Origin of the sequence: Micromonospora sp. B9E7 (genome assembly GCF_039871815.1) — a bacterium.
In the GTDB taxonomy this organism is placed as follows: Bacteria; Actinomycetota; Actinomycetes; order Mycobacteriales; family Micromonosporaceae; genus Micromonospora.
This window is the reverse complement of record NZ_JBDPLX010000001.1, coordinates 1-19,034: the sequence shown is the minus strand read 5'-3', so window position 1 is coordinate 19,034 and position 19,034 is coordinate 1. Positions and strand designations below refer to the sequence as shown.

Here is a 19,034-nt window from a genome sequence, read left to right as displayed (position 1 = left end):
GACGAATAGATCGAGGAAAGGCCTTGCCCGGCGTGAGGGGGCCGCCTACGCTCCAGGAAAGCGTTTGCCTGATCCGCCGACCGGCCCGGTCCATGGGCATCGAGCCGGGCCCCGAGGAGGTTTCGCGTGACCGAGAACTCTTTGGACACGGCGGGCCGGCAGGCCGCCGCCGACCAGGCCAGTGGTGCGCGAGCAGCCGCTGCCGGGCCCGGCGGCGTCGGTACGGACGGCCCCGACGGAACGGCCTCGTCCACTGTGCTGAAAGCGCCACCCGGGGGCGGGCGTCCGCCACGGCCCACGCTCGGTCGCCGGGCGGTGACCTTCGCCGACTCGCTCTGGCGCCCGGCGCTGGTGCTCGCGGTCCTCTTCGCCGCCTGGTGGTTCGTGGCCGCCCAGGAATACGTCCCGAACTACCTGGTGCCCACCCCCGGCCAGGTCTGGGAGACGATGACCGGGCAGTGGTCCGAACTGGCCCGCCACACCCTGGTCACCCTCTACGAGACGGTGCTCGGCTTCGTGCTGGCCGCCGCGTTGGGGCTGGCGACCGCGGTCGCCATCGCCTACTCCCGCACCCTGGACAAGGCGCTCTACCCGATCGTCCTGTTCGCACAGGTCATCCCGAAGATCGCCATCGCGCCGCTGTTGGTGGTCTGGTTCGGCCTCGGCCTCACCCCGAAGATCATCCTGGCGGTGCTCATCGCGTTCTTCCCGGTGGTCATCTCCGGCGTGGCCGGGCTGCGCTCCACCGACCCGGAACTGCTCGACCTGGCCGCCACGATGGGTGCCGGGCCGTGGCGCACCTTCCGCAAGATCCGCTTCCCGAACGCGTTGCCGCACCTGATGGCCGGCCTGAAGGTGGCGGTCACCCTCGCGGTGGTCGGTGCCGTGGTCGGCGAGTTCGTCGGCGCCAGCGAAGGGCTCGGCTACGTCCTGTTGCTGGCCAACGGCAACCTCGACTCCGCGCTGCTCTTCGCCGACCTGATCCTGATGTCCGCCATCGGCATCGTCCTGTTCGTCCTGGTCGAGATCGCCGAGGCACTGCTCATCCCGTGGCACGCCAGTCGCCGGGCCGGCGTGTCCCTGACCACCTCCTGACCGACCCCATCACGGAGGCACCGATGAAACGCACCGCCACCACCATCCTGGCCACCGCCGCCCTGCTGTTCGCCGCCACCGGCTGCGGTGGGGACGACTCCGCCGGCAAGACCGGCGCCGACGGCAAGAAGCAGGTCACCCTCACCCTCAACTGGGTGCCCTACGGAGAGCACGCGCCGTTCTACTACGGCCTGCAGAACGGCTACTACTCCGCCGAGGGCATCGACCTGAAGATCCTGCCGGGCAACGGCTCGGGCAACACGGTCAAGCAGGTCGCCCAGAAGCAGACCGACTTCGGCTGGGCCGACAGCCCGGTGCTGCTCAAGTCGGTGGCCAGCGGCATGCCGGTACGCAGCCTCGGCGCGTACCTGGAGAAGGGTCCCTCCTCGGTGGAGTTCTTCACCGAGGAGAACATCAAGACCCCGGCCGATCTCAAGGGCAAGACCGTCGGCGGCACCCCCGGCGACGCCCTCTACGCGACCTTCCCGGCCTGGCTGGAGAAGAACGGCCTCAAGAAGGACGACGTCAAGGTGGTCAACGTCGACGCCGCCGGCAAGATCGCCGCCCTGGCCGAGGGCAAGGTCGACGCCATCATGGGCTTCTTCCACGACCAGGCGCCCACCATCGAGAGCAAGACCGGTAAGAAGGTCGACGTGCTGCTCTTCGCCGACTACGGGATGAACCTGCTCGGCACCGGCCTGATCGCCAACACCCAGACCCTGCAGAAGGACCCGGAGCTGGTCCGCAAGTTCGTCCGGGCCACCCAGAAGTCCTGGGCCGACGCCGCCCGCGACCCGGCCGGTGCGGTGACCGCGATGGCCGCGCTCGCCGAGAACGAGCCGGCACCCGAGGTGCTCACCAAGCAGCTCACGCTCAACATGCCGCTGATCGGCGCGGACGGCCCGCCCGGGGTGAACACCGAGGCCCAGTGGACCGAGACCATCGACCTGATGTCCCGCTACGCCGAGCTGAAGGACCCGGGAGCGCCCAGCGCGTACTGGGACTCGTCGTACGCGGCGCAGGGGTGACCCGGTGACCGCCGCGCCGGCAGCCACCGGCACCGCCATCGGGATGTCCGGAGTGACCGTACGGTTCACCTCCCGACGGTCCCAGACCACCGCCCTGGACGACGTGTCGCTGGACATCGAACCCGGTGAGTTCGTCACGATCGTCGGGCCGTCCGGCTGCGGGAAGTCCACCCTCCTGAAGATCGTCGCGGGGTTGGTCACGCCGACCAGCGGCGCGGTGTCGCTGCTGGAGCGCCCGGTGCGCGGCCCGCAGAAGAACATCGGCTTCGTCTTCCAGAAGGCCGCGCTGCTGGAGTGGCGCGGCGCCCGGGCCAACATCCTGCTCCAGGCCGAGATGCGCGGCATGGACCGGGCCCAGGCCGCCCGCCGCGCCGACGAGCTGATCGAGATGACCGGCCTGACCGGCTTCGAGAAGGCGCTGCCACACGAGTTGTCCGGCGGCATGCAGCAGCGGGTGGCGCTCTGTCGCGCGCTGCTGCACGCCCCGCCGGTGCTGCTCATGGACGAGCCGTTCGGCGCTCTGGACGCGCTGACCCGGGAGCAGATGAACGCCGAACTCCACCGGATCTGGCGGGAGACCGGCACCACCGTCGTGCTGGTCACCCACTCCATCGCCGAGGCGGTCTTCCTCGGCACCCGGGTCGTGGTGATGAGCCCTCGGCCCGGCCGGATCATCCGCACCTTCCCGGTCGACCTGCCGGCGCACCGCGACTACGCGCAGGTGATGTCGGATCCCCGTTTCGACCGGCTTGCCACCGACCTGCGTGGGTTGCTCGGCAGCGCGGCCGCCAACCACTGAGCGCGGATCGGCACGACCAGCACGACGGAAGGAACACCATGACCCGCAGGTCGATCGGCATCATCGTCAACGGTGTGACCGGAAGGATGGGCTACCGCCAGCACCTCGTCCGCTCGCTGCTGGCCATCCGCGAATCCGGCGGCGTGACGCTGGCCGACGGCACGACCATCTGGCCGGAACCGGTCCTGGTCGGGCGCAACGAGACGAAGCTCCGCGAGATCGCCGAGCGGCACGGACTCACCGACTGGACGACCGATCTGACCTCGGCGCTGGCCCGCGACGACGTCGAGATCTACTTCGACGCCCAGGTCACCCAGCAGCGGGAGAAGGCGATCCGGCAGGCCATCGAGGCCGGCAAGCACATCTACACGGAGAAGCCCCTCGCCGAGGACACCGCCGCCGCGCTCGACCTGGCCCGGGCGGCGGACGCGGCCGGCGTACGCACCGGCGTCGTACAGGACAAGCTGTTCCTGCCGGGCCTGCGCAAGCTGAAGCGCCTCGTCGACGGCGGCTTCTTCGGCCGGATCCTCTCGGTGCGCGGCGAGTTCGGCTACTGGGTCTTCGAGGGTGACTGGCAGCCCGCCCAGCGTCCGTCGTGGAACTACCGGGCCGAGGACGGCGGCGGCATCGTGGTCGACATGTTCCCGCACTGGCACTACGTGCTGGAGGAACTGTTCGGCCGGGTGCGGGCGGTGTCCTGCGTGACCGCCACCCACGTGCCCGAACGCGTCGACGAGGCCGGTCAGGTCTACCCGGCCACCGCCGACGACGCCGCGTACGCCGTGTTCGAACTCGACGGCGGGATCATCGCCCAGATCAACTCGTCCTGGAACGTGCGGGTGTACCGCGACGAGCTGGTCGAGTTCCAGGTCGACGGCACCGAGGGCAGCGCGGTGGCCGGGCTGCGCAACTGTCGGGTGCAGCACCGGGCGGTCACGCCGAAACCGGTGTGGAACCCGGACCTGCCGGCCACCGAGGACTTCCGGGCCCAGTGGGCCGAGGTGCCCGACAACGAGGAGTTCGACAACGGCTTCAAGGTGCAGTGGGAGGCGTACCTGCGGCACGTCGTCGCCGGTGAACCGTTCCGGTGGGACTTCCTGGCCGGCGCTCGTGGCGTGCAGCTCGCCGAGCTGGGGCTGCGCTCGGCCCGCGAGGGCGGTCGGGTCGAGGTGCCGGAGTTGCACTCATGACGGCCGAGGTGGTGCCGCCGGTGACGGCCGAGGTGGTGTTGCCGGACGGTCGGCGGCACCGGTTCACCGGCGGCGGCGGCTTCGAACGCCCGGCCGCGCCGGCGACCAGCCGGATCGCGTACGCCGCCGCGCACGTGGTCGCCGATCCGAGGGCGGAGAACGTGCCGGGTGCCCCGGCGGCGGTGGACTGGGACACCACTCTCGCGTTCCGGCGACACCTCTGGTCGTACGGGCTCGGGGTCGCCGAGGCGATGGACACCGCCCAGCGGGGGATGGGGCTGGACTACCCGGCCACCCGGGAGCTGATCCGCCGCAGCGCCGCCGAGGCCCGCGCGGTGGGTGGCCGCATCGTCGCCGGGGTCGGCACCGACCAGCTGCCGACCGGTCCGGCGACCCTGGCGGCGGTCACCGCCGCGTACCTCGAACAGCTCCGCGACGTCCGCGCGGCCGGCGCCCGCCCGGTGCTGATGTGCAGCCGGCATCTGGCCGCCGCGGCGCGCGGCCCGGAAGACTACCTCCGGGTGTACGACGAGCTGCTGAGCGCGGCCGACGAGCCGGTGGTGCTGCACTGGCTGGGGCCGATGTTCGACCCGGCGTTGACCGGCTACTGGGGTGCGGTCGACCTGGACCTGGCCGCCGACACGGTCGTCGAGCTGATCAAGGCGCACCAGTCGACTGTGGACGGCATCAAGGTGTCGCTGCTGGACGCCGGCCGGGAGGTCGCGCTGCGCCGCCGGCTTCCCGCCGGGGTACGCCTCTACACCGGTGACGACTTCCACTACCCGGAGCTGATCCGGGGCGACGAGGTGGGGCACTCCGACGCGCTGCTCGGGGTGTTCGCGGCCATCGCGCCGGCCGCCGCCGCCGCGTTCGCCGCGCTGGACCGGGGGGACCTGGCGGCGTACGACGGGATCTTCGCACCGACCGTGCCGCTGGCCCGGCATTTGTTCGCGGCCCCGACCTGGCACTACAAGACGGGCATCGTGTTCCTGGCCTGGCTGGCCGGGCACCAGGACCACTTCACCATGGTCGGCGGCGCGCAGTCCGGCCGGTCCCCGGCGCACCTGGCCACCCTGCTCACCCTGGCCGACGCGGCCGGGCTGTTGCCGGACGCCGACCTGGCCGCGTCCCGCGCCCGGGCCTTCTTCACCGTGGCGGGGGTGGAGCAATGAGCCTGGAGCGGTTCTCGTTCAACCAGGCCACCGCCCAGGGCTGGCCGCTGCCGGAGGTGGTGGCGGGTTGCGTCGCGGCCGGGGTGCCGGGCATCGGGTTGTGGCGGGAGCCGGTGGCCGAGCACGGGCTGGCCCGGTCGGCGAAGCTGGTCCGCGACGCCGGTCTCACCGTCACCTCGCTGTGCCGGGGTGGTTTCTTCTCCGCCGACGACTGGCGCGCGGAGAACCTGCGGGCCATCGAGGAGGCGGCCACCCTGGGCGCCCCGGAGCTGGTGCTGGTGTCCGGTGGGCTGCCGGCGGGCAGCCGGGACATCGACGGCGCCCGGCAGCGGGTCGCCGACGCGATCGGTGAGCTGGCCCCGCACGCCGAGGCCGCCGGGGTACGGCTGGCGATCGAACCACTGCACCCGATGTTCGCCGCCGACCGCTGCGTGATCGCCACCCTGGGTCAGGCGTTGGACATCGCCGAGCGGTTCGACCCGTCGGTGGTAGGCGTGGTCGTGGACGCGTACCACGTCTGGTGGGACGACACGGTGTACGCGCAGATCACCCGGGCCGGCGAGTGGATCGCCGCGTTCCAGGTCTGCGACTGGGTGACGCCGCTGCCGGAGGGGGTGCTGCTCGGCCGGGCGCTGCCCGGCGACGGGTGCATCGAGCTTCGCCGGCTGCGCGAGGCGGTGGACGCGGCCGGTTACGTCGGCCCGATCGAGGTGGAGGTCTTCTCCGCCGAGGTGTGGGCGCGCCCGGGTGCCGAGGTGCTGGACGCGGCGGTGGCCGGCTACCTGCGCCACGTTGTCTGAGACTGCCGAACGGCGCTGGCCGGCGGCGGTCGGGGCGTGGCTGGGTATCGGCACCGCACCCGCCACCCTGGTGCTCGGCGCGGCGATGGCCGCCCGGCACGGCGGGGCGGTGCCGGTGGCCGGTCTGCTGGTCGGCGGGGCGCTGATGGCGGCACTGCTCTGGGGGCAGGGTCGGATCGGTCTGCGCCGGCCCCTCGGCGACGGCGGGACGCTGACCGCGGTGCTGCCCGCGTACCTGGGGAACACCTCGCGGCTGCTGCTCGCGGCGGTGCTGACCGTGTCGATGGTCGGCTGGAACGGGTTCAACGTCGGGCTCGGCGGGGCCTCCCTGGCCGCGCTGACCCAGCTGCCGGGCTGGGCGGGGCCGGCCCTGCTGGAGGTGGCGGTCCTCGCCGTCTCCTGGGCGCCGGCCCGACTCGGCAACCGGATCGCGGTGCTCACCACACTCAGCGCGGTGGTGCTGGTCGGCTGGTGCCTGACCGTGCTGCCACCGCCCGGCGCGCCCGTCCGGCTCGCCTTCGGTGGGTTCGCCGACGCCGCCGCGCTGATCGGCTACGCGGCGGTCTTCGCACTGCGCGCACCCGACTTCAGCGTCGGCCTCGCCCGTCGGCGGGACCTGGCCTGGTGCGTGGGGCTGCTGATCGGTCCGGCGCTGCTCGGGGTGCTCGCCGGTGCCGGCCTGTGGCTGCGGACCGGCGAGGCGGACGTGGTCGCGCTGCTCGCCGCCGGGTCGGGCCTGGCCGCGTACGCGAATCTGTTCGTCGCGGTGGCGGTCTTCGCCGCCGCGCTGACCACCACGTACTCCGGTTCGCTGGCGTTGCGCGGCCTGGCGCCGCGGGTGCCGGCGCGGGCGGCGATGCTCGCCGTCGCGGTGCTCGGTGGGTTGCTGGCGGTGGCGCGCTTCGACCGTCTGGTGCTGCCCTGGCTGACGCTGCTGGCCGCCGCGCTGCCGGTGCTCGTGGTGCCGATGGCGACCGAGGCCGCCGCGCGCCGCCGCGGTCGTGCGCCGCGTACCGTGCCGGCCTGGTGCTGGGTGCCGTCGGCACTGCTGGCGGTGGCCTGCACGCTCGCCGGCGTGGGCGTCGCCCCACTGCTCGGCCTCGCCCTCGCCGGGGTGTGCACTGTGTTCTGGCGGCGTCGCGGAGACGCGACCTAGGTCAGCGGTTCGGTTCGAGGCCAACCGGTCGTGAGGAGCGGCGTCTAGCGTTGGGTCACGTCAAGCACGATGACTGTGACGTTGTCGTGTCCACCCTGGTCCACAGCCAGGTCGATGAGCTGGTCGGCAACTTCTCCGGGACTCTTGTCGGAAGCGAGCGCGGCCTGTATCTGGTCGTGGGGCACATAGGAGCTCAGACCGTCCGAGCACAACAGGACTCGGTCGCCGGGACAGAGCTGGAGAGGCGTCAGGTCGGGCGATCGGCCGTCGTTGCGGCCATCGAGGAAGCGGGTTAGTTTCTCGCCTAGATTCGGCACCTTGCCAGCGTCGGCGACGAGGTGTTCGTAGGTGTGATCCTCGCTGACCTGGAGCATCGTGTCGTCTCGAAAGCCGTGGCGTCGGATCAGATAGGCGCGGGAGTCCCCGACGTTCGCCACGACCGCCTCCCCGCCGGACCGCAGTAGTGCGACCAGCGTGGTTCCCATCCCAGCCAGCTTCGGGTCCTCGCGGATCTTCCGGCGTAATGCCTCGCCCGCCTCGTTTATCGCCCGTCCGATAAAGCTGGCAAGATCCTTCGCTTGCACAGGACGGTCATACGCTTCCAAGATACCTGTCACTGTGCTGCTGGCGATATCACCGGCGACGTGGCCGCCGAGACCGTCTGCGACGACATAGAGCCATTGCCCTTGGCTGTAGGAGTCCTCGTTTCTTCTACGGACGAGGCCCTGGTGTGTTCGGCTGGCGGCTTTGACAGTGAGGGTGACGGTCATGACTCACCTCTCGGTCCGGCGTCGGGCCACGGCTGCTGGGCGTTGTCGGCGCGATGCAAGACGTGGACCGTCTCGACCCGGTCGCTCGCCACGACATACTCGGTCACCTCGACCGGTTTGCTGTCGGCCCCCGAGGTGCCGACCCGCACGATCTCCAGTACGGGCAGGTTGGTAGGGATCTCCAGCAGGGCGGCTTCGTCCTTGCTTGGCATCCGCGCGCGGTGAAACTCCATCCAACTGATGGGCCAGTGGCCAGCGTTTTCGATGTGGTGCAGCCACTCGCCAGCGGCGGGGTTCGCGTCCAGGTCGGCGACGATGTCGGCGACACGCGGGTGAATCCACGAGACATTGATCTGGAATGGGGCTTCGGACGCCGGCCCGGTGACCCGAAACCGGCGAAGCACCTCGGTGCCAGGGTCTACGCCGAGAAGCTTGGCGATGCGGGGATTGTCCAGCGGGGCCGGTGCGCTGACGGCGTCGCCGTGGCGAACCCATACCTCCTGGCTGCTCGCTGAGGGGAACGAGTATCCGGTTGCTTGCTCGTTACGCTTGACCAAGTCACCACGTGGTCGACGTGGGCGCATGGTGCCGTACCGAACGGCGATGCCGCGCCCTTGGACGGCCCACACATAGCCCTCTGTCTCAAGGAGGGCGATGGCCCGACCGATGGTGTCGCGGTTGGCGCCATACTCGGCGGCGAGGTCGTTGAGGGTCGGAAGCCGTGTACCGGGCGCCCATTCTCCGGCTTCGATCCGTTCTCGGATCTTGGACGCGATGTCCAGGTAGCGCGAGTGCAGCGGCACGTCCACACCCCTTCCCGGTTGTCCTACGACAATCCTTGACTCTGGGTCAGATTGTCCCCACACTATCTCGTACGGATTGTCCCAAGACAATTCGGTGAGGTGGGGCTTGGTGGCCGGTTCACCTGCCGAGACCGGCACATCAGGGTGTCTCACGAGGAGGGTGTACGTGACTGGAAATCGTGGCGAGTCGGACGAGCTGCGGCCCGTGAGCAAGCCGTCGGTGCCTGAGATCCCGACGGTTGTCGTAGCCGAGGTGCCGCAGGTCTTCGTTCTCATCAGGGACGAGGAGCCTATTGGCTACCTCTTCGACCTTCCATCCGGAGTGGTGGCCATCCTCGATGGCGCGCGGGAGATCTTCCGATCGGACTGTCTGGAAGATTTCACCAGGTTCTTCGGCCCCATGCTGGATCTGAACATCGCGAAGGTCAGGCAAGGCTCCTGAACGTGCGCCTCCTGCCTTCCGCAGCCTGTCGAGTTCCTCGGACAGGGCCGGAGCCCGGGGAACGTCATGATCGCGAGTCCCTTCATCGGTCGAAGTGGGCACCGATAGGGCCGGCGGGGTGATCAATATGGCGGTGCGTGATGACGGCGGTAATGTCATGGCCCGCGCCGAGGCCGGCGTCAGATGGACCGATGCGTTCGCGGATCTGGACCCTGCCGGGTTCCCGATGCTCCAGGCCTTGACTCCGCACGGCGATGCGGTCTTCAACCAGCGGCAAATACCGCTGCTGCTGGCGGAACTGGACCGGCTTCCCGCCGTCTTGGCCGGCGACTGGGTCGGTCAGGCCCGCGAGTTGGGCCGGGTCGTCGAGCGGGGAACACACCTCTATCTGTGGTTCATCGGCGACTGACCACGCCGGAACGGCCGCCACCTCGCGGATCCGGCGTGGTCGGGGTGTGGGTGCTGCTCGATCCTGTCTCGCCGAGGTCGGCGTCATGCCGCTGCTCGGCCTGGCCCGGTGGGAGCGTTCACCCTGCTCTCATGGCATCGGGAAAACTTGATCTAGGCGCGGGCGGCAGAACGTGATCTTATACGCACCGGCGATCCGTAACACCGCGCAAACCATCGATTAACCGTCGGCGGCTTAGGTGGGGGAGCGCTCCCATATGCGGGTCGCGATCGATGAAGAAGCTCCACAAGGGAGCAACCGAAAGGAGCCTCGTGGCTACAGGCACGAGCGGAAACAGGCTGCGAAGACTAGCGATACCGACGCTGGTCGTCGCCCTGATCAGCGGTACCACCGCTGTGGCGGGAACGGCGTCGGCGGCACCTGCGGGGCCAGCGGGCGCCGGCGGAAGTGCCGGCTACTTCACCACCGGGTCCGACCGGAAGGTCACCCTCACCGACGGGGCCGACCGCCGGCCCGGCGGCAAGGACGCGGCCACCCCGAAGGCAGCCGTCGACGAGACCGGCTCCGGCATGTACGTCGTCGAGCTGGCCGAAGCCCCGCTGACCACGTACACGGGTGGGGTGTCCGGTCTGGCGCGGACCCGCCCGGCGGCGGGCAACCGGCTGGACGTGACGTCGACGCCGTCCCAGGCGTACCGCCGGCACCTCGACGCGCAGCGGGGCGCCGTCGCCGCCGCAGCCGGAGTCAAGGTCAACGCGGTCTACACCACCGCCTTCAACGGGTTCTCCGCGAAGCTGACCAGCCAACAGGTCACCGCGTTGCGGGCGGACAAGCGCGTCCGCGCCGTGACCGCCTCGCGGGCGCTCGGCACCCCGACGCCGCCGCCGACCGCGCCGACCGCGAACACCCCGGCCACCACCACTCCCGAAGAGCTGGACCAGTCGGCGGGAGCGGGAGTCGCCGGCAAGCCGGACAAGGCCGGCAAGCCTGGCCCCGGCACGGGCGCCGGCATGGTGATCGGCGTCCTGGACACCGGCATCTGGCCGGAGAGCGCGTCGTTCGCCAAGAAGATGCCCGCCCCGGCGAACTGGCGCGGCACCTGCCAGACCGGTGTCGCCTTCGTGGCCGAGCACTGCAACGGCAAGATCGTCGGTGCCCGGTACTTCGCCGACTCGTGGCTCGCCGGCGGTGGCTCGGTGCCCGAGGGCGAGTTCCTGTCCCCCCGCGACGCGGCGGGGCACGGCACGCACACCGCCTCCACGGCGGCCGGCCTGCCGATTTCGAACGTCACGATCGACGGTCGCCGCTTCGGTCCCGTCTCCGGGGTGGCCCCGGACGCCCAGATCGCCGTCTACAAGGTGCTCTGGGGTGGCATGGGCTACGACGCCGACATCATCGCCGGCATCGACGCGGCCGTCGCCGACGGCGTACAGGTGATCAACTTCTCGATCGGCTCCCAGCTCGGTGACTGGGAGGCCAACACCCCGATCGGCATCGCGTTCCTCAACGCCACGCTGGCCGGGGTCTTCGTGGCGGCGTCGGCGGGAAACACCGGCATCGTGAGCGGGGCGATCAGCAACGCGGCACCGTGGGTGACCACGGTCGGCGCGGCGGTGACGAACCTCGACGAGGCGACCATCAAGCTCGGTGACGGCACGAAGCTGGTCGGCGGCTCCCTGGACGCGTTGCCCGGTGGCGACGCACGGCCGATGGTCTTCGGCGACCAGGCCGGATCGCCGGATCTGGGCGCGGTGTACTGCGAGCCCGGCAGCCTCGACGCTGCCAAGATCAAGGGCAAGGTGGTTGCCTGCGCGCTGTCCGACACCTTCGCTTCTGCCAACGAGGTGAAGGAGAAGGGCGGGGCTGCGATGGTGCTGTTCGACCCGGTCGGCAACTACCGGGTCAACTCCATCTACAACTTCCCGGTGGTCTACCTGCCGACCGAGAAGCAGGCCGGCACGTTGTTCAACTACCTGATGCGCCACCCCACCGACGCGAAGGCGTCCGTGCGCACCGGCGGCGACGGTTCCAGCGTCCCGGGCGTACCCAGCGTCGCCGACTTCTCCTCCACCGGTCCGGACAAGGTGACCTACGGCGTCTTCAAGCCGGACCTGGTCGCCCCGGGGTCGGACATCATCGCCGCGGTCTCGCCGGCGGGCAACTTCGGGCGGCAGTACGACGCGTACTCGGGCACCTCGATGGCGTCGCCGTATGTGGCCGGCGCGGCAGCGATCCTGCGGGCCACGCACCCGGACTGGTCACCGGGCCGGGTCGCGTCGGCGCTGCGGACCACCGCCACCGACACCGTTGGCACCAGCAACCCCCTGGACCAGGGCAGCGGTTTCATCAACCTGGCCGGGGCCACCGACCCCGGGCTGGTCATCGAGCCGACCGCGGCGGAACTGGTCAAGTTCAGCGAGACGGCCGCGCCTGACGGCAAGGAACTCAACCTGCCGGCCATCTCACTGCGGGAGTACGACGGGACCAGCCCGGTGACCCTCACCCGCACCCTGACCAACGTGGGTAAGGCGAAGGAGACCTACCGTTCCGTGGTGTCCGGTCTGCCCGGCATGAAGGTCACCGTCACTCCGGCCTCGGTGACGCTGGCGCCCGGCAAGTCCGCGACGGTGACCATCACCGTGCGCCGGGGCAGCGCGCCCTGGGACCGGTACGTGACCGGGTCGATCACCTGGCACGGCAGGACCCACACCGCCCGCATCCCGGTCGCCGCCCGTCCGTGGGGGATCACCGCCCGGCCGTACGGTGACGACGGGGAGGAGTTCGGCCGGATGGCCAACGGTGCCTTCGGCCTGGTCCAGCCGGGCTTCAGCGGGCCGCTCGCCGGTCGCAGCACCGGTTACACGCCGATGCAGCGGGAGTCGTACTCGATTCCGGCCGGCGTCTACGGCGGGGTGTTCGACCCGAAGGCATCCGGAGTGAAGAAGGTCGACTTCACCGTGCCAGCGAACACTGCCGGCATCGTCGTCGAAGCCAACACTGACGACCCGAACACGAACCTCGATCTGTACCTGTACAAGGGCGACACCCTCATCTACAGCAGTGACAGGTACTGGACCAGCGCGGAGCAGGCGTACAAGTTCCTGCCCGAGCCGGGGCGCTACACCGCGTACGTGTTCGCACAGTTCCCCGGTGGTCCGGTGGTCGATTTCGACCTGGGCTACGCCATCATCGGCCGTAACGCCAAGTATTCACCTGCCACGCTGACGCTGCCCTCCACGGCAGAGCGCGGTCAGGGCTTCAACTTCACGCTGAAGCCGAAGAAGCCGCTGGCCGAGGGTGACTTCTGGGCGTACACCGAGTACAGCACCAATGGCACGGTGGTCCCCGGCAACCTGGTCTACACCCAGCAGAGTTCCTGGGAGTAACCCGTTCTGAGTCGTGGGGCGGTGCCGCTGCGTACCGCCCCACGGCCCGGGCGCACGATCAGCCTGCTAGTCGTTCGACGAAGGCGCGGCGTGAGTCGACGTCGCTCAGTGGCAGGGCACTCAGTTCGTAGCCGAGCTGGGTGTAGGCGCTGACCATGGCGTCGTGGGTGCGTACCGCCTCGGTGAAGTCCTGGTTCCGCTCGCTGTCATTGGCGTATATCTCCGGCCACGGCGGGGCGATGAAGACGCGCCGGTGGTAGCGGAACTGCCGCGCTGCCGCCGCCACGTGGTCCGGTACGGGCCAGCCGAGCAGGAGGTAGTAGCCGACCAGGTCCGGAATGCCGCGATCGAAGAAGACCGGGCCGGTGTGCTGGCTGGCCTGACGGTAGGAGCGGATCTCCCAGCTCAGCGTGATCTCGGCGTACAGCCGGGAATCCGCGCCGTGCAGGGCCTGACCACCGATGCGAAGCTGGTCCTGGATGATCTGCCGCCCGGCTTCCTCGATACAGGCGTGTCCCGCACGCCGCAGGCTGTCGAGCAGTGTGGTCTTGCCGGCTCCCGGCCCGCCGGTGATGACGACGTACCGATTGCTCATGCGGGCTCCCCGAGTCGGATGGGTGACGGGTACGCCGGGTAGCGACGGCGGTCGCGATCGTCCACGCGCGGCTGACAGCTCACCCGGAGCCCGGAGCCCGGAGCGGTGGGGGGGGGGGGGCCCCGCCCGCCACCGCTACCGATCAGTTGACCGTGACGGTCAGGTTGATCGAGCGGGTTTCCCCGCTGCTGTAGGTGGTCGTCACCCGGGCGGTGAAGGTGCCCCTGCGCGGGTAGCTGTGGGCGATCGACCGCAGGGTCGCTCCGTGCGCGATGGCGCTGTTGTCGCCGAAGTCCCACGCGTAGTCGGTGATGCTCTGCCCGGACGGCGCTGTCGCGGTGGCGGTGAGCGTGGTGTTCAGCGTTCCGGTGCCGCTGGCCGGGTTGGCGGCCAGGGACAACGTCCCGCCCGGTTCCTGTTTGACCCCGGCGCCGTTGAACCGCAGCCAGTCCAGAGCGAGCAGGTCCGGGGTGCCGCCGGTCTGGGCGGGGTTGACGAACTTCGCGTACAGGGTGGTGGTGCCGGTCGGTTTGTTGGTCAGCGTGACGGTGGGGGAGACCAGATTGTCCCACCCGCCGGTCGAGCCGATGGCGGCCGAGCCGATCAGCGTGCCGGTCGGCGATCCGGTACGCAGCTCGATGGTGCCGCCGACGCCGCCGTTGGTCACCCCGAGCGTCACCGAGCCGATGTTGCGCAGGTCCACCGGCCCGTACGCGACCCAGTCGTTGTGGTCGACGTCGCCGAGCCGCTTACCGGCACGGGCGGTGGCCCGGTCGTTGACCGTGACGCCGGACTGGGCGCTGAAGTGCTCGGCCTCCCTGCTCTTGGGCTGCAACTGCACGCGGGTCGAGCCGGTCAACGCCGGTGCGCCGGCCGCGCCGCCGTCGGTGTACTGCGCGGTGATCAGGGTGTAGAGGTTCTGCCCCGGTCCGTGCCCGTCACCGGCGTCCGCCTCCGTGGAGAGCAGCCCGGAGCAGCCGGTGTAGACGTCCAGCGGGTGGGCGTGCGAGTCGTGGCCGAGCTGCGTCTGCACGGTCACCTTGGTGCAGTCGATGGTGGTGTCCTCCGGGTCGGTGACCGTCACCGTGAACGGGATCTTGTCGCCGAAGTCGAAGTAGCCGCCGTCGGGAACGCTGATGGTCACCCTGGGGCGGGTGTTGCCGACCACCACGTCGGTGACCGCGGTGGCGGTCAACCCGTTTCCGCTGTTGCGGACGGTCAGCCGCGCGGTGTGCTGTCCGGCGGTGGAGTAGGTGTGACTCGGGTTGGCGGCGGTCGAGTCGGTGGTGCCGTCGTTGGTGAAGTCCCAGGCGTAGCTGAGCGCCGTGCCGTCACCCGCCGTCGTGCCGGCCGAGGAGAAGCTGACCGTGAGCGGCGCGCGTCCGCTGTCCGGGCTGGCGGCGATCTTCGCGGTCGGTGGCCGCCCGTTGGCCACGTAGTCGATCCGGTAGATGCCGGCGCCGGCGTTGCTGCCGCCGCGACCACTGCCGGTGCCCTCGCCGAAGTCGATGACGTAGAGCGAACCGTCCGGGCCGAACTCCGCCTCGAAGGGCTGGATCCAGCTCATGTTGCCGAAGATCCCGTTGATCGACTGGAGGTCACCCACGGCGGTCGGGCCGAAGCGCGTGTTGCTGAACGTCTGCGCCGTCTTGTGGATCGAAAGCGTCTTGAACCACCTGCGCGTCAGTTCATAGGTGATCCACTTGCCCTCGAAGTACTCCGGGAACTTCGTGGTGCGGGTGTTGGCCGGGTCGTGGTCGTAGACCGGGCCGCTCATCGGCCCGCCACCGCCGGTGCCCAACTCCGGGAACTGGGTGGAGGCCGAGTACGCGTACCAGACCAGCGCCGACTTCGCCGCTGGCAGGGTGGTCAGGCCGGTGTTGTTGGGGGAGTTGTTGGCCGGCGCGGCACAGTTGAACTTCGCCCCCGAGGTGTTGGTGGCGAAGTTGTAGTCGTTGAACGGGATGTTGTTGCCCACGCAGTACGGCCAGCCGTAGTTGCCGGCCGCGGTGATCCGGTTGAACTCGACGGTCCCCTCCGGGCCGCGGTTGGCGTCGGCGGCGCGGGCGTCCGGGCCGTAGTCGGCCACGAGGACCGCGTTGGTCTGTGGCTCGACGGTGATCCGGAACGGGTTGCGCATGCCCATCGCGTAGATCTCCGGCCGGGTCCTCGCGGTGCCGGGGGCGAAGAGGTTGCCGCTCGGCACTGTGTACGTACCGTCGGCTTGTGGGGTGATCCGCAGGATCTTGCCGCGCAGGTCGTTGGTGTTGCCGGCGGTGCCCTGGGCGTCCCAGGCGGCGCGGCCGGAGCGCTCGTCGATCGGGGTGTAGCCGCTGGAGGCGAACGGGTCGGTGTTGTCGCCGATCGCCGCGTAGAGCCGACCGGCCCCGTCCATGGCCAGCGAGCCGCCCATGTGCGAGTTGGCCCGGCCTTCACCCCGATAGGTGGGGATGGTCAGCAGACGTTTCTCCGACGAGAGCGCGACGCTGTTGTCGGCGACCGTGAACCGGGACAGGTTGAGTTGTTTGAGGGTCTTGTCCGACCAGAGCAGGTAGATCCAGCCGTTGCTGGCGAAGTTGCGGTCCAGGGTCATCCCGAGCAGCCCGTCGGACTGGTCGGTCATCGCCGAGGTGTACGCGAAGTCGAGCAGCGTGGTGACCTGGAGAGTGTCCTGGTTGACCACCTTCAGCGCGCCGGTGCGCTGGATGTAGTAGACCTTCCGGTCCGGGGCGACGGCCAGCTCGAACGGGTCGGCCAGGTTCTCGGTGACCAGACCCACGCGTTCGAAGTTGCTGGTCCTGGTGGCCGAGCAGTCGCCGGCGACCGCGCCGGCCGCCCACTCGATGCCGTAGCGCAGGTGCTCCAGGAAGGTCGCGCTGCTGAACTGCGAGCTGGCGTGCCCTCCGGCGGTGAACCAGGACCGGCCGCCGTCGTAGCGCTGGCACCAGGAGTACGCGTGGTCGACGCCCTCGTCCAGCCCGTTGATTCCGTCCCGCACCTTGATCTGCGCGAGGGTGTGCACGTTGCCGGTGGGGTTGGTCCGCCAGTTGTACCACTCCTCGCTCTGCTCCCAGAGCTCCGGCAGGTTGCGGGTGGAGGGGTGTGCCCGGTCGAGCACCTTCACCCGGCCGGGGAACGTGCCGCCGGTGGACGAGAAGTCGGGGTGGTAGTCGAAGATCGTGCCGACCAGACCCTCGTACCACGGCCAGTCACGTTCGCTGGCGGAGGCGGCGTGCAGGCCGGCCCAGCCGCCGCCGTTGCGGATGAAGGTCTGCAACGCGGCCCGTTGGCTGGCGTTGAGCAGGTCACCCGAGGTCGGAAGCGAGTTGGTGTTGTTGAAGACCAGGGCGTCGAAGGTGGCGAGGTTGGCGTCGGTGAACGCGGCGGCGTCGGTGGTGGCGACGACCTCGAAGTTGTGGGCGGTGCCGAGTTGCTGGATGGCGGCGATGCCAGCCGGGATCGAGTCGTGGTAGAAGTTCGTGATCTTGGAGAAGACCAGCACCCGGAAGCGGGGTGCGGCCTCGGCGGGCAGGGCGGTGGTGGTGCTCACCACGGCGACGACGGCGAGCAGGATGAGGCAGAGCGAACGGAGGTTTCGGGGCATAGGGGCGCTCCCTGTTGGACGGTGAGGGTCGGAAAGCGCTTTCTCGCTGCCCGCACCACGGTACTGAGGGCCAGTGACGAGCGTCAATAGGAGGGGGTAAGCGGTTTCCTGCGGTGTCGTCGCCGTGCCGGCGGGCCCGGACGGGCCCCGGGCACCCACGCCCAGCACCTACCATGGTCAGATCGTGCGTCGCGCCACGCGGCGGCGCAGCCGGTTGACCTGGGGAGGTCTCGTGACGGTGCCGTCCACGTCGGAATCACCCGAGGGTCGGGGCGCCGACCGGATCGACACCACGGTGGTGCACCCGGCCCGCCGCTACAACTACTGGCTCGGCGGCAAGGACAACTTCGCCGTCGACCGGGAGTCCGGCGACCAGATCGCCGCCGTCTATCCGGGGGTGCGCACCCTCGCCCGGGAGAACCGGGCCTTCCTCGGCCGTGCCGTCCGGTTCCTCGCCGAGGAGGCCGGCGTCCGGCAGTTCCTCGACATCGGCACCGGCATCCCGAGCGCCGACAACACCCACGAGGTGGCGCAGTCCGTCGCGCCCGAGGCCCGGGTGGTCTACGTCGACAACGACCCGATGGTGCTGGTCCACGCCCGGGCGCTGTTGACCAGCGACCCGGCCGGCGCCACCGCCTACCTCGACGCCGACCTGCGCGACCCGGAGAAGATCCTCGCCGACCCGCAGCTGCACACCACACTGGACCTGTCCCAGCCGGTGGCTCTGGTGCTGATCGCCGTGACGCACTTCCTGACCGACGACGACCGCCCGCACGAGCAGGTCGCCCGGTTGCTCGACGCGCTGCCGTCGGGGAGTTGGCTCGCCCTGACCCACTTCACCACCGATCACATCCCCGCCGAGATCGTCAAGCGGATGGAAGCCGAGTTCGCCGCCGGCCGGATGAAGCAGGATGCCGTGCCCCGCGACCGCGCCGAGTTCGCCCGCTTCTTCACCGGCCTGGAGTTGGCCGAGCCGGGCATCGTCCCGGTCACCGAGTGGCGTTCGCCGGTGCCACCGGAGCAGCGGCCGCCCCTGGCCGACGCTTCCATCTACGGCGCGGTGGCCCGCAAGCCCTGACCGGGCGGGTCGAGGTTCCCTGTTTCTCTCTACCGGGGGAGTCGGAACCACCGACGGCGGGAGGCGTCATCGTGCCGCCCCCGCGAGAGTGCTTCCATGCCCGTTCGCAGAAGTCGTCAGTGGGCGTACGGCGCCCTGGCGTGGTTGATCTTCTTCATCGCGTCCCATGTGGTCCTGGTGTTCTTTCCCGGTGACGATCCGACCGTCCACAGCCCTGGGGGCAGGCGGGCTTACGTGATCTTCAACGTCGTACTCATCTCGATGTCGACCGTCGGGGCGGCCGTCCTCGTCGCGACGGTCCGCCCATGGGCTCGACGCCTGCCCCGGTGGACGATCCTGGCACCGCTGTGGTTCGGGAGCGTCCTGCTCGTCGTCCGGGGCGCCCCGGGACTGGTCGAGAACCTGCTGATGGTGACGGGTGTCCGACGCGGTGGCTTCGTGGGTGCCCAGGACATCTCCACCGGTGAGTTCTGGGCTGGCCTCGCCATCAACACCTACTTCTTCGCCGGCGCGGTGCTGCTGGTCGGGGCCACCGTCACCTACGTCCGTGGATCAGCGGAGGTCAGGCGCCGGGGGCGGGCGGACCGGTCGGAGTGATCGGCGACGCCAGGGCGGGGCACCCCTCCCGCCCCGTCCTGGCGTCCTGCTCAAGCCGTCGGCAGGGTCACCTGGCGGTCGGCGGCGCCGTCAGCTCGGCGTGTCGCACC

General features: G+C 70.1%; 16 protein-coding genes. 12 read left to right on the top strand and 4 right to left on the bottom strand.

Features of this window, described 5'->3' with window-relative positions:
- Positions 1-126: 126 nt before the first annotated feature.
- The 7 genes from ABGB10_RS00080 to ABGB10_RS00050 are packed head-to-tail and all read left to right on the top strand — an operon-like array spanning position 127 to position 7,240.
- Positions 127-1,095, top strand: a complete 969-nt coding sequence (locus ABGB10_RS00080) for an ABC transporter permease (RefSeq protein ID WP_347658727.1) — start codon at positions 127-129, stop codon at positions 1,093-1,095.
- Positions 1,096-1,118: 23 nt separating this feature from the next.
- Positions 1,119-2,123, top strand: a complete 1,005-nt coding sequence (locus ABGB10_RS00075; protein WP_347658726.1) for an ABC transporter substrate-binding protein — start codon at positions 1,119-1,121, stop codon at positions 2,121-2,123.
- 4 nt (positions 2,124-2,127) lie between these two features.
- Positions 2,128-2,922 carry an ABC transporter ATP-binding protein gene (locus tag ABGB10_RS00070; protein WP_347658725.1) on the top strand — a complete coding sequence of 265 codons (795 nt, stop codon included), beginning with the start codon at positions 2,128-2,130 and terminating at the stop codon, positions 2,920-2,922.
- A 38-nt stretch (positions 2,923-2,960) separates the two neighbouring features.
- The gene (locus ABGB10_RS00065) at positions 2,961-4,112 is read left to right on the top strand and encodes a Gfo/Idh/MocA family oxidoreductase (RefSeq protein WP_347658724.1); all 1,152 of its coding nucleotides are present in this window, start codon (positions 2,961-2,963) and stop codon (positions 4,110-4,112) included.
- Positions 4,109-5,284 carry a dihydrodipicolinate synthase family protein gene (locus tag ABGB10_RS00060; RefSeq protein ID WP_347658723.1) on the top strand — a complete coding sequence of 392 codons (1,176 nt, stop codon included), beginning with the start codon at positions 4,109-4,111 and terminating at the stop codon, positions 5,282-5,284. Before ABGB10_RS00065 ends, ABGB10_RS00060 begins: the two co-directional genes overlap by 4 nt.
- Entirely contained in the window at positions 5,281-6,084 is an 804-nt protein-coding gene (locus tag ABGB10_RS00055; protein WP_347658722.1) for a sugar phosphate isomerase/epimerase family protein, read from the top strand. Before ABGB10_RS00060 ends, ABGB10_RS00055 begins: the two co-directional genes overlap by 4 nt.
- A complete protein-coding gene (locus tag ABGB10_RS00050) occupies positions 6,077-7,240 on the top strand; it encodes a hypothetical protein (RefSeq protein WP_347658721.1) in 1,164 nt (387 codons plus the stop codon). The genes ABGB10_RS00055 and ABGB10_RS00050 overlap by 8 nt, the downstream gene beginning before the upstream one ends.
- A 44-nt stretch (positions 7,241-7,284) precedes the next feature.
- On the opposite strand, the gene ABGB10_RS00045 is transcribed toward ABGB10_RS00050, so the two are convergent.
- Together ABGB10_RS00045 and ABGB10_RS00040 are read right to left on the bottom strand one after the other, a co-directional pair.
- Entirely contained in the window at positions 7,285-8,010 is a 726-nt protein-coding gene (locus ABGB10_RS00045) for a protein phosphatase 2C domain-containing protein (protein ID WP_347658720.1), read from the bottom strand.
- Positions 8,007-9,089 carry a GntR family transcriptional regulator gene (locus ABGB10_RS00040; protein WP_347658719.1) on the bottom strand — a complete coding sequence of 361 codons (1,083 nt, stop codon included), beginning with the start codon at positions 9,087-9,089 and terminating at the stop codon, positions 8,007-8,009. The genes ABGB10_RS00045 and ABGB10_RS00040 overlap by 4 nt, the downstream gene beginning before the upstream one ends.
- Here ABGB10_RS00040 and ABGB10_RS00035 point away from each other — a divergent pair.
- The 3 genes from ABGB10_RS00035 (at position 8,980) to ABGB10_RS00025 (ending at position 13,050) form a co-directional block, all read left to right on the top strand.
- Positions 8,980-9,255, top strand: a complete 276-nt coding sequence (locus ABGB10_RS00035) for a hypothetical protein (RefSeq protein ID WP_347659238.1) — start codon at positions 8,980-8,982, stop codon at positions 9,253-9,255. The two genes, ABGB10_RS00040 and ABGB10_RS00035, sit on opposite strands and share 110 nt — an antisense overlap.
- A 118-nt stretch (positions 9,256-9,373) precedes the next feature.
- Complete coding sequence (locus ABGB10_RS00030) at positions 9,374-9,664, top strand: hypothetical protein (protein WP_347658718.1); 291 nt, start codon at positions 9,374-9,376, stop codon at positions 9,662-9,664.
- 395 nt (positions 9,665-10,059) lie between these two features.
- Positions 10,060-13,050, top strand: coding sequence for a S8 family serine peptidase (locus ABGB10_RS00025; protein ID WP_347658717.1), 2,991 nt, complete (start codon positions 10,060-10,062; stop codon positions 13,048-13,050).
- A 58-nt stretch (positions 13,051-13,108) separates the two neighbouring features.
- Here ABGB10_RS00025 and ABGB10_RS00020 read toward each other — a convergent pair whose 3' ends face one another.
- A complete protein-coding gene (locus tag ABGB10_RS00020; protein WP_347658716.1) occupies positions 13,109-13,645 on the bottom strand; it encodes an AAA family ATPase in 537 nt (178 codons plus the stop codon).
- 142 nt (positions 13,646-13,787) lie between these two features.
- Entirely contained in the window at positions 13,788-17,249 is a 3,462-nt protein-coding gene (locus ABGB10_RS00015) for a ThuA domain-containing protein (protein WP_347658715.1), read from the bottom strand.
- 232 nt (positions 17,250-17,481) lie between these two features.
- On the opposite strand from ABGB10_RS00015, the gene ABGB10_RS00010 reads away from it, so the two are divergent.
- A complete protein-coding gene (locus ABGB10_RS00010; protein WP_347658714.1) occupies positions 17,482-18,327 on the top strand; it encodes an SAM-dependent methyltransferase in 846 nt (281 codons plus the stop codon).
- Positions 18,328-18,423: 96 nt separating this feature from the next.
- Entirely contained in the window at positions 18,424-18,924 is a 501-nt protein-coding gene (locus ABGB10_RS00005) for a hypothetical protein (RefSeq protein ID WP_347658713.1), read from the top strand.
- Positions 18,925-19,034 lie beyond the last annotated feature (110 nt).

Excerpts from the sequence above, each read along its gene's own strand:
- ABGB10_RS00005 (WP_347658713.1), top strand. The coding sequence starts at position 18,424 with ATGCCCGTTCGCAGAAGTCGTCAGTGGGCGTACGGCGCCCTGGCGTGG.
- ABGB10_RS00060 (WP_347658723.1), top strand. The coding sequence starts at position 4,109 with ATGACGGCCGAGGTGGTGCCGCCGGTGACGGCCGAGGTGGTGTTGCCG.
- ABGB10_RS00040 (WP_347658719.1), bottom strand. The coding sequence starts at position 9,089 with ATGAGAACGAAGACCTGCGGCACCTCGGCTACGACAACCGTCGGGATC.
- ABGB10_RS00075 (WP_347658726.1), top strand. The coding sequence starts at position 1,119 with ATGAAACGCACCGCCACCACCATCCTGGCCACCGCCGCCCTGCTGTTC.
- ABGB10_RS00055 (WP_347658722.1), top strand. The coding sequence starts at position 5,281 with ATGAGCCTGGAGCGGTTCTCGTTCAACCAGGCCACCGCCCAGGGCTGG.
- ABGB10_RS00065 (WP_347658724.1), top strand. The coding sequence starts at position 2,961 with ATGACCCGCAGGTCGATCGGCATCATCGTCAACGGTGTGACCGGAAGG.
- ABGB10_RS00015 (WP_347658715.1), bottom strand. The coding sequence starts at position 17,249 with ATGCCCCGAAACCTCCGTTCGCTCTGCCTCATCCTGCTCGCCGTCGTC.
- ABGB10_RS00020 (WP_347658716.1), bottom strand. The coding sequence starts at position 13,645 with ATGAGCAATCGGTACGTCGTCATCACCGGCGGGCCGGGAGCCGGCAAG.
- ABGB10_RS00045 (WP_347658720.1), bottom strand. The coding sequence starts at position 8,010 with ATGACCGTCACCCTCACTGTCAAAGCCGCCAGCCGAACACACCAGGGC.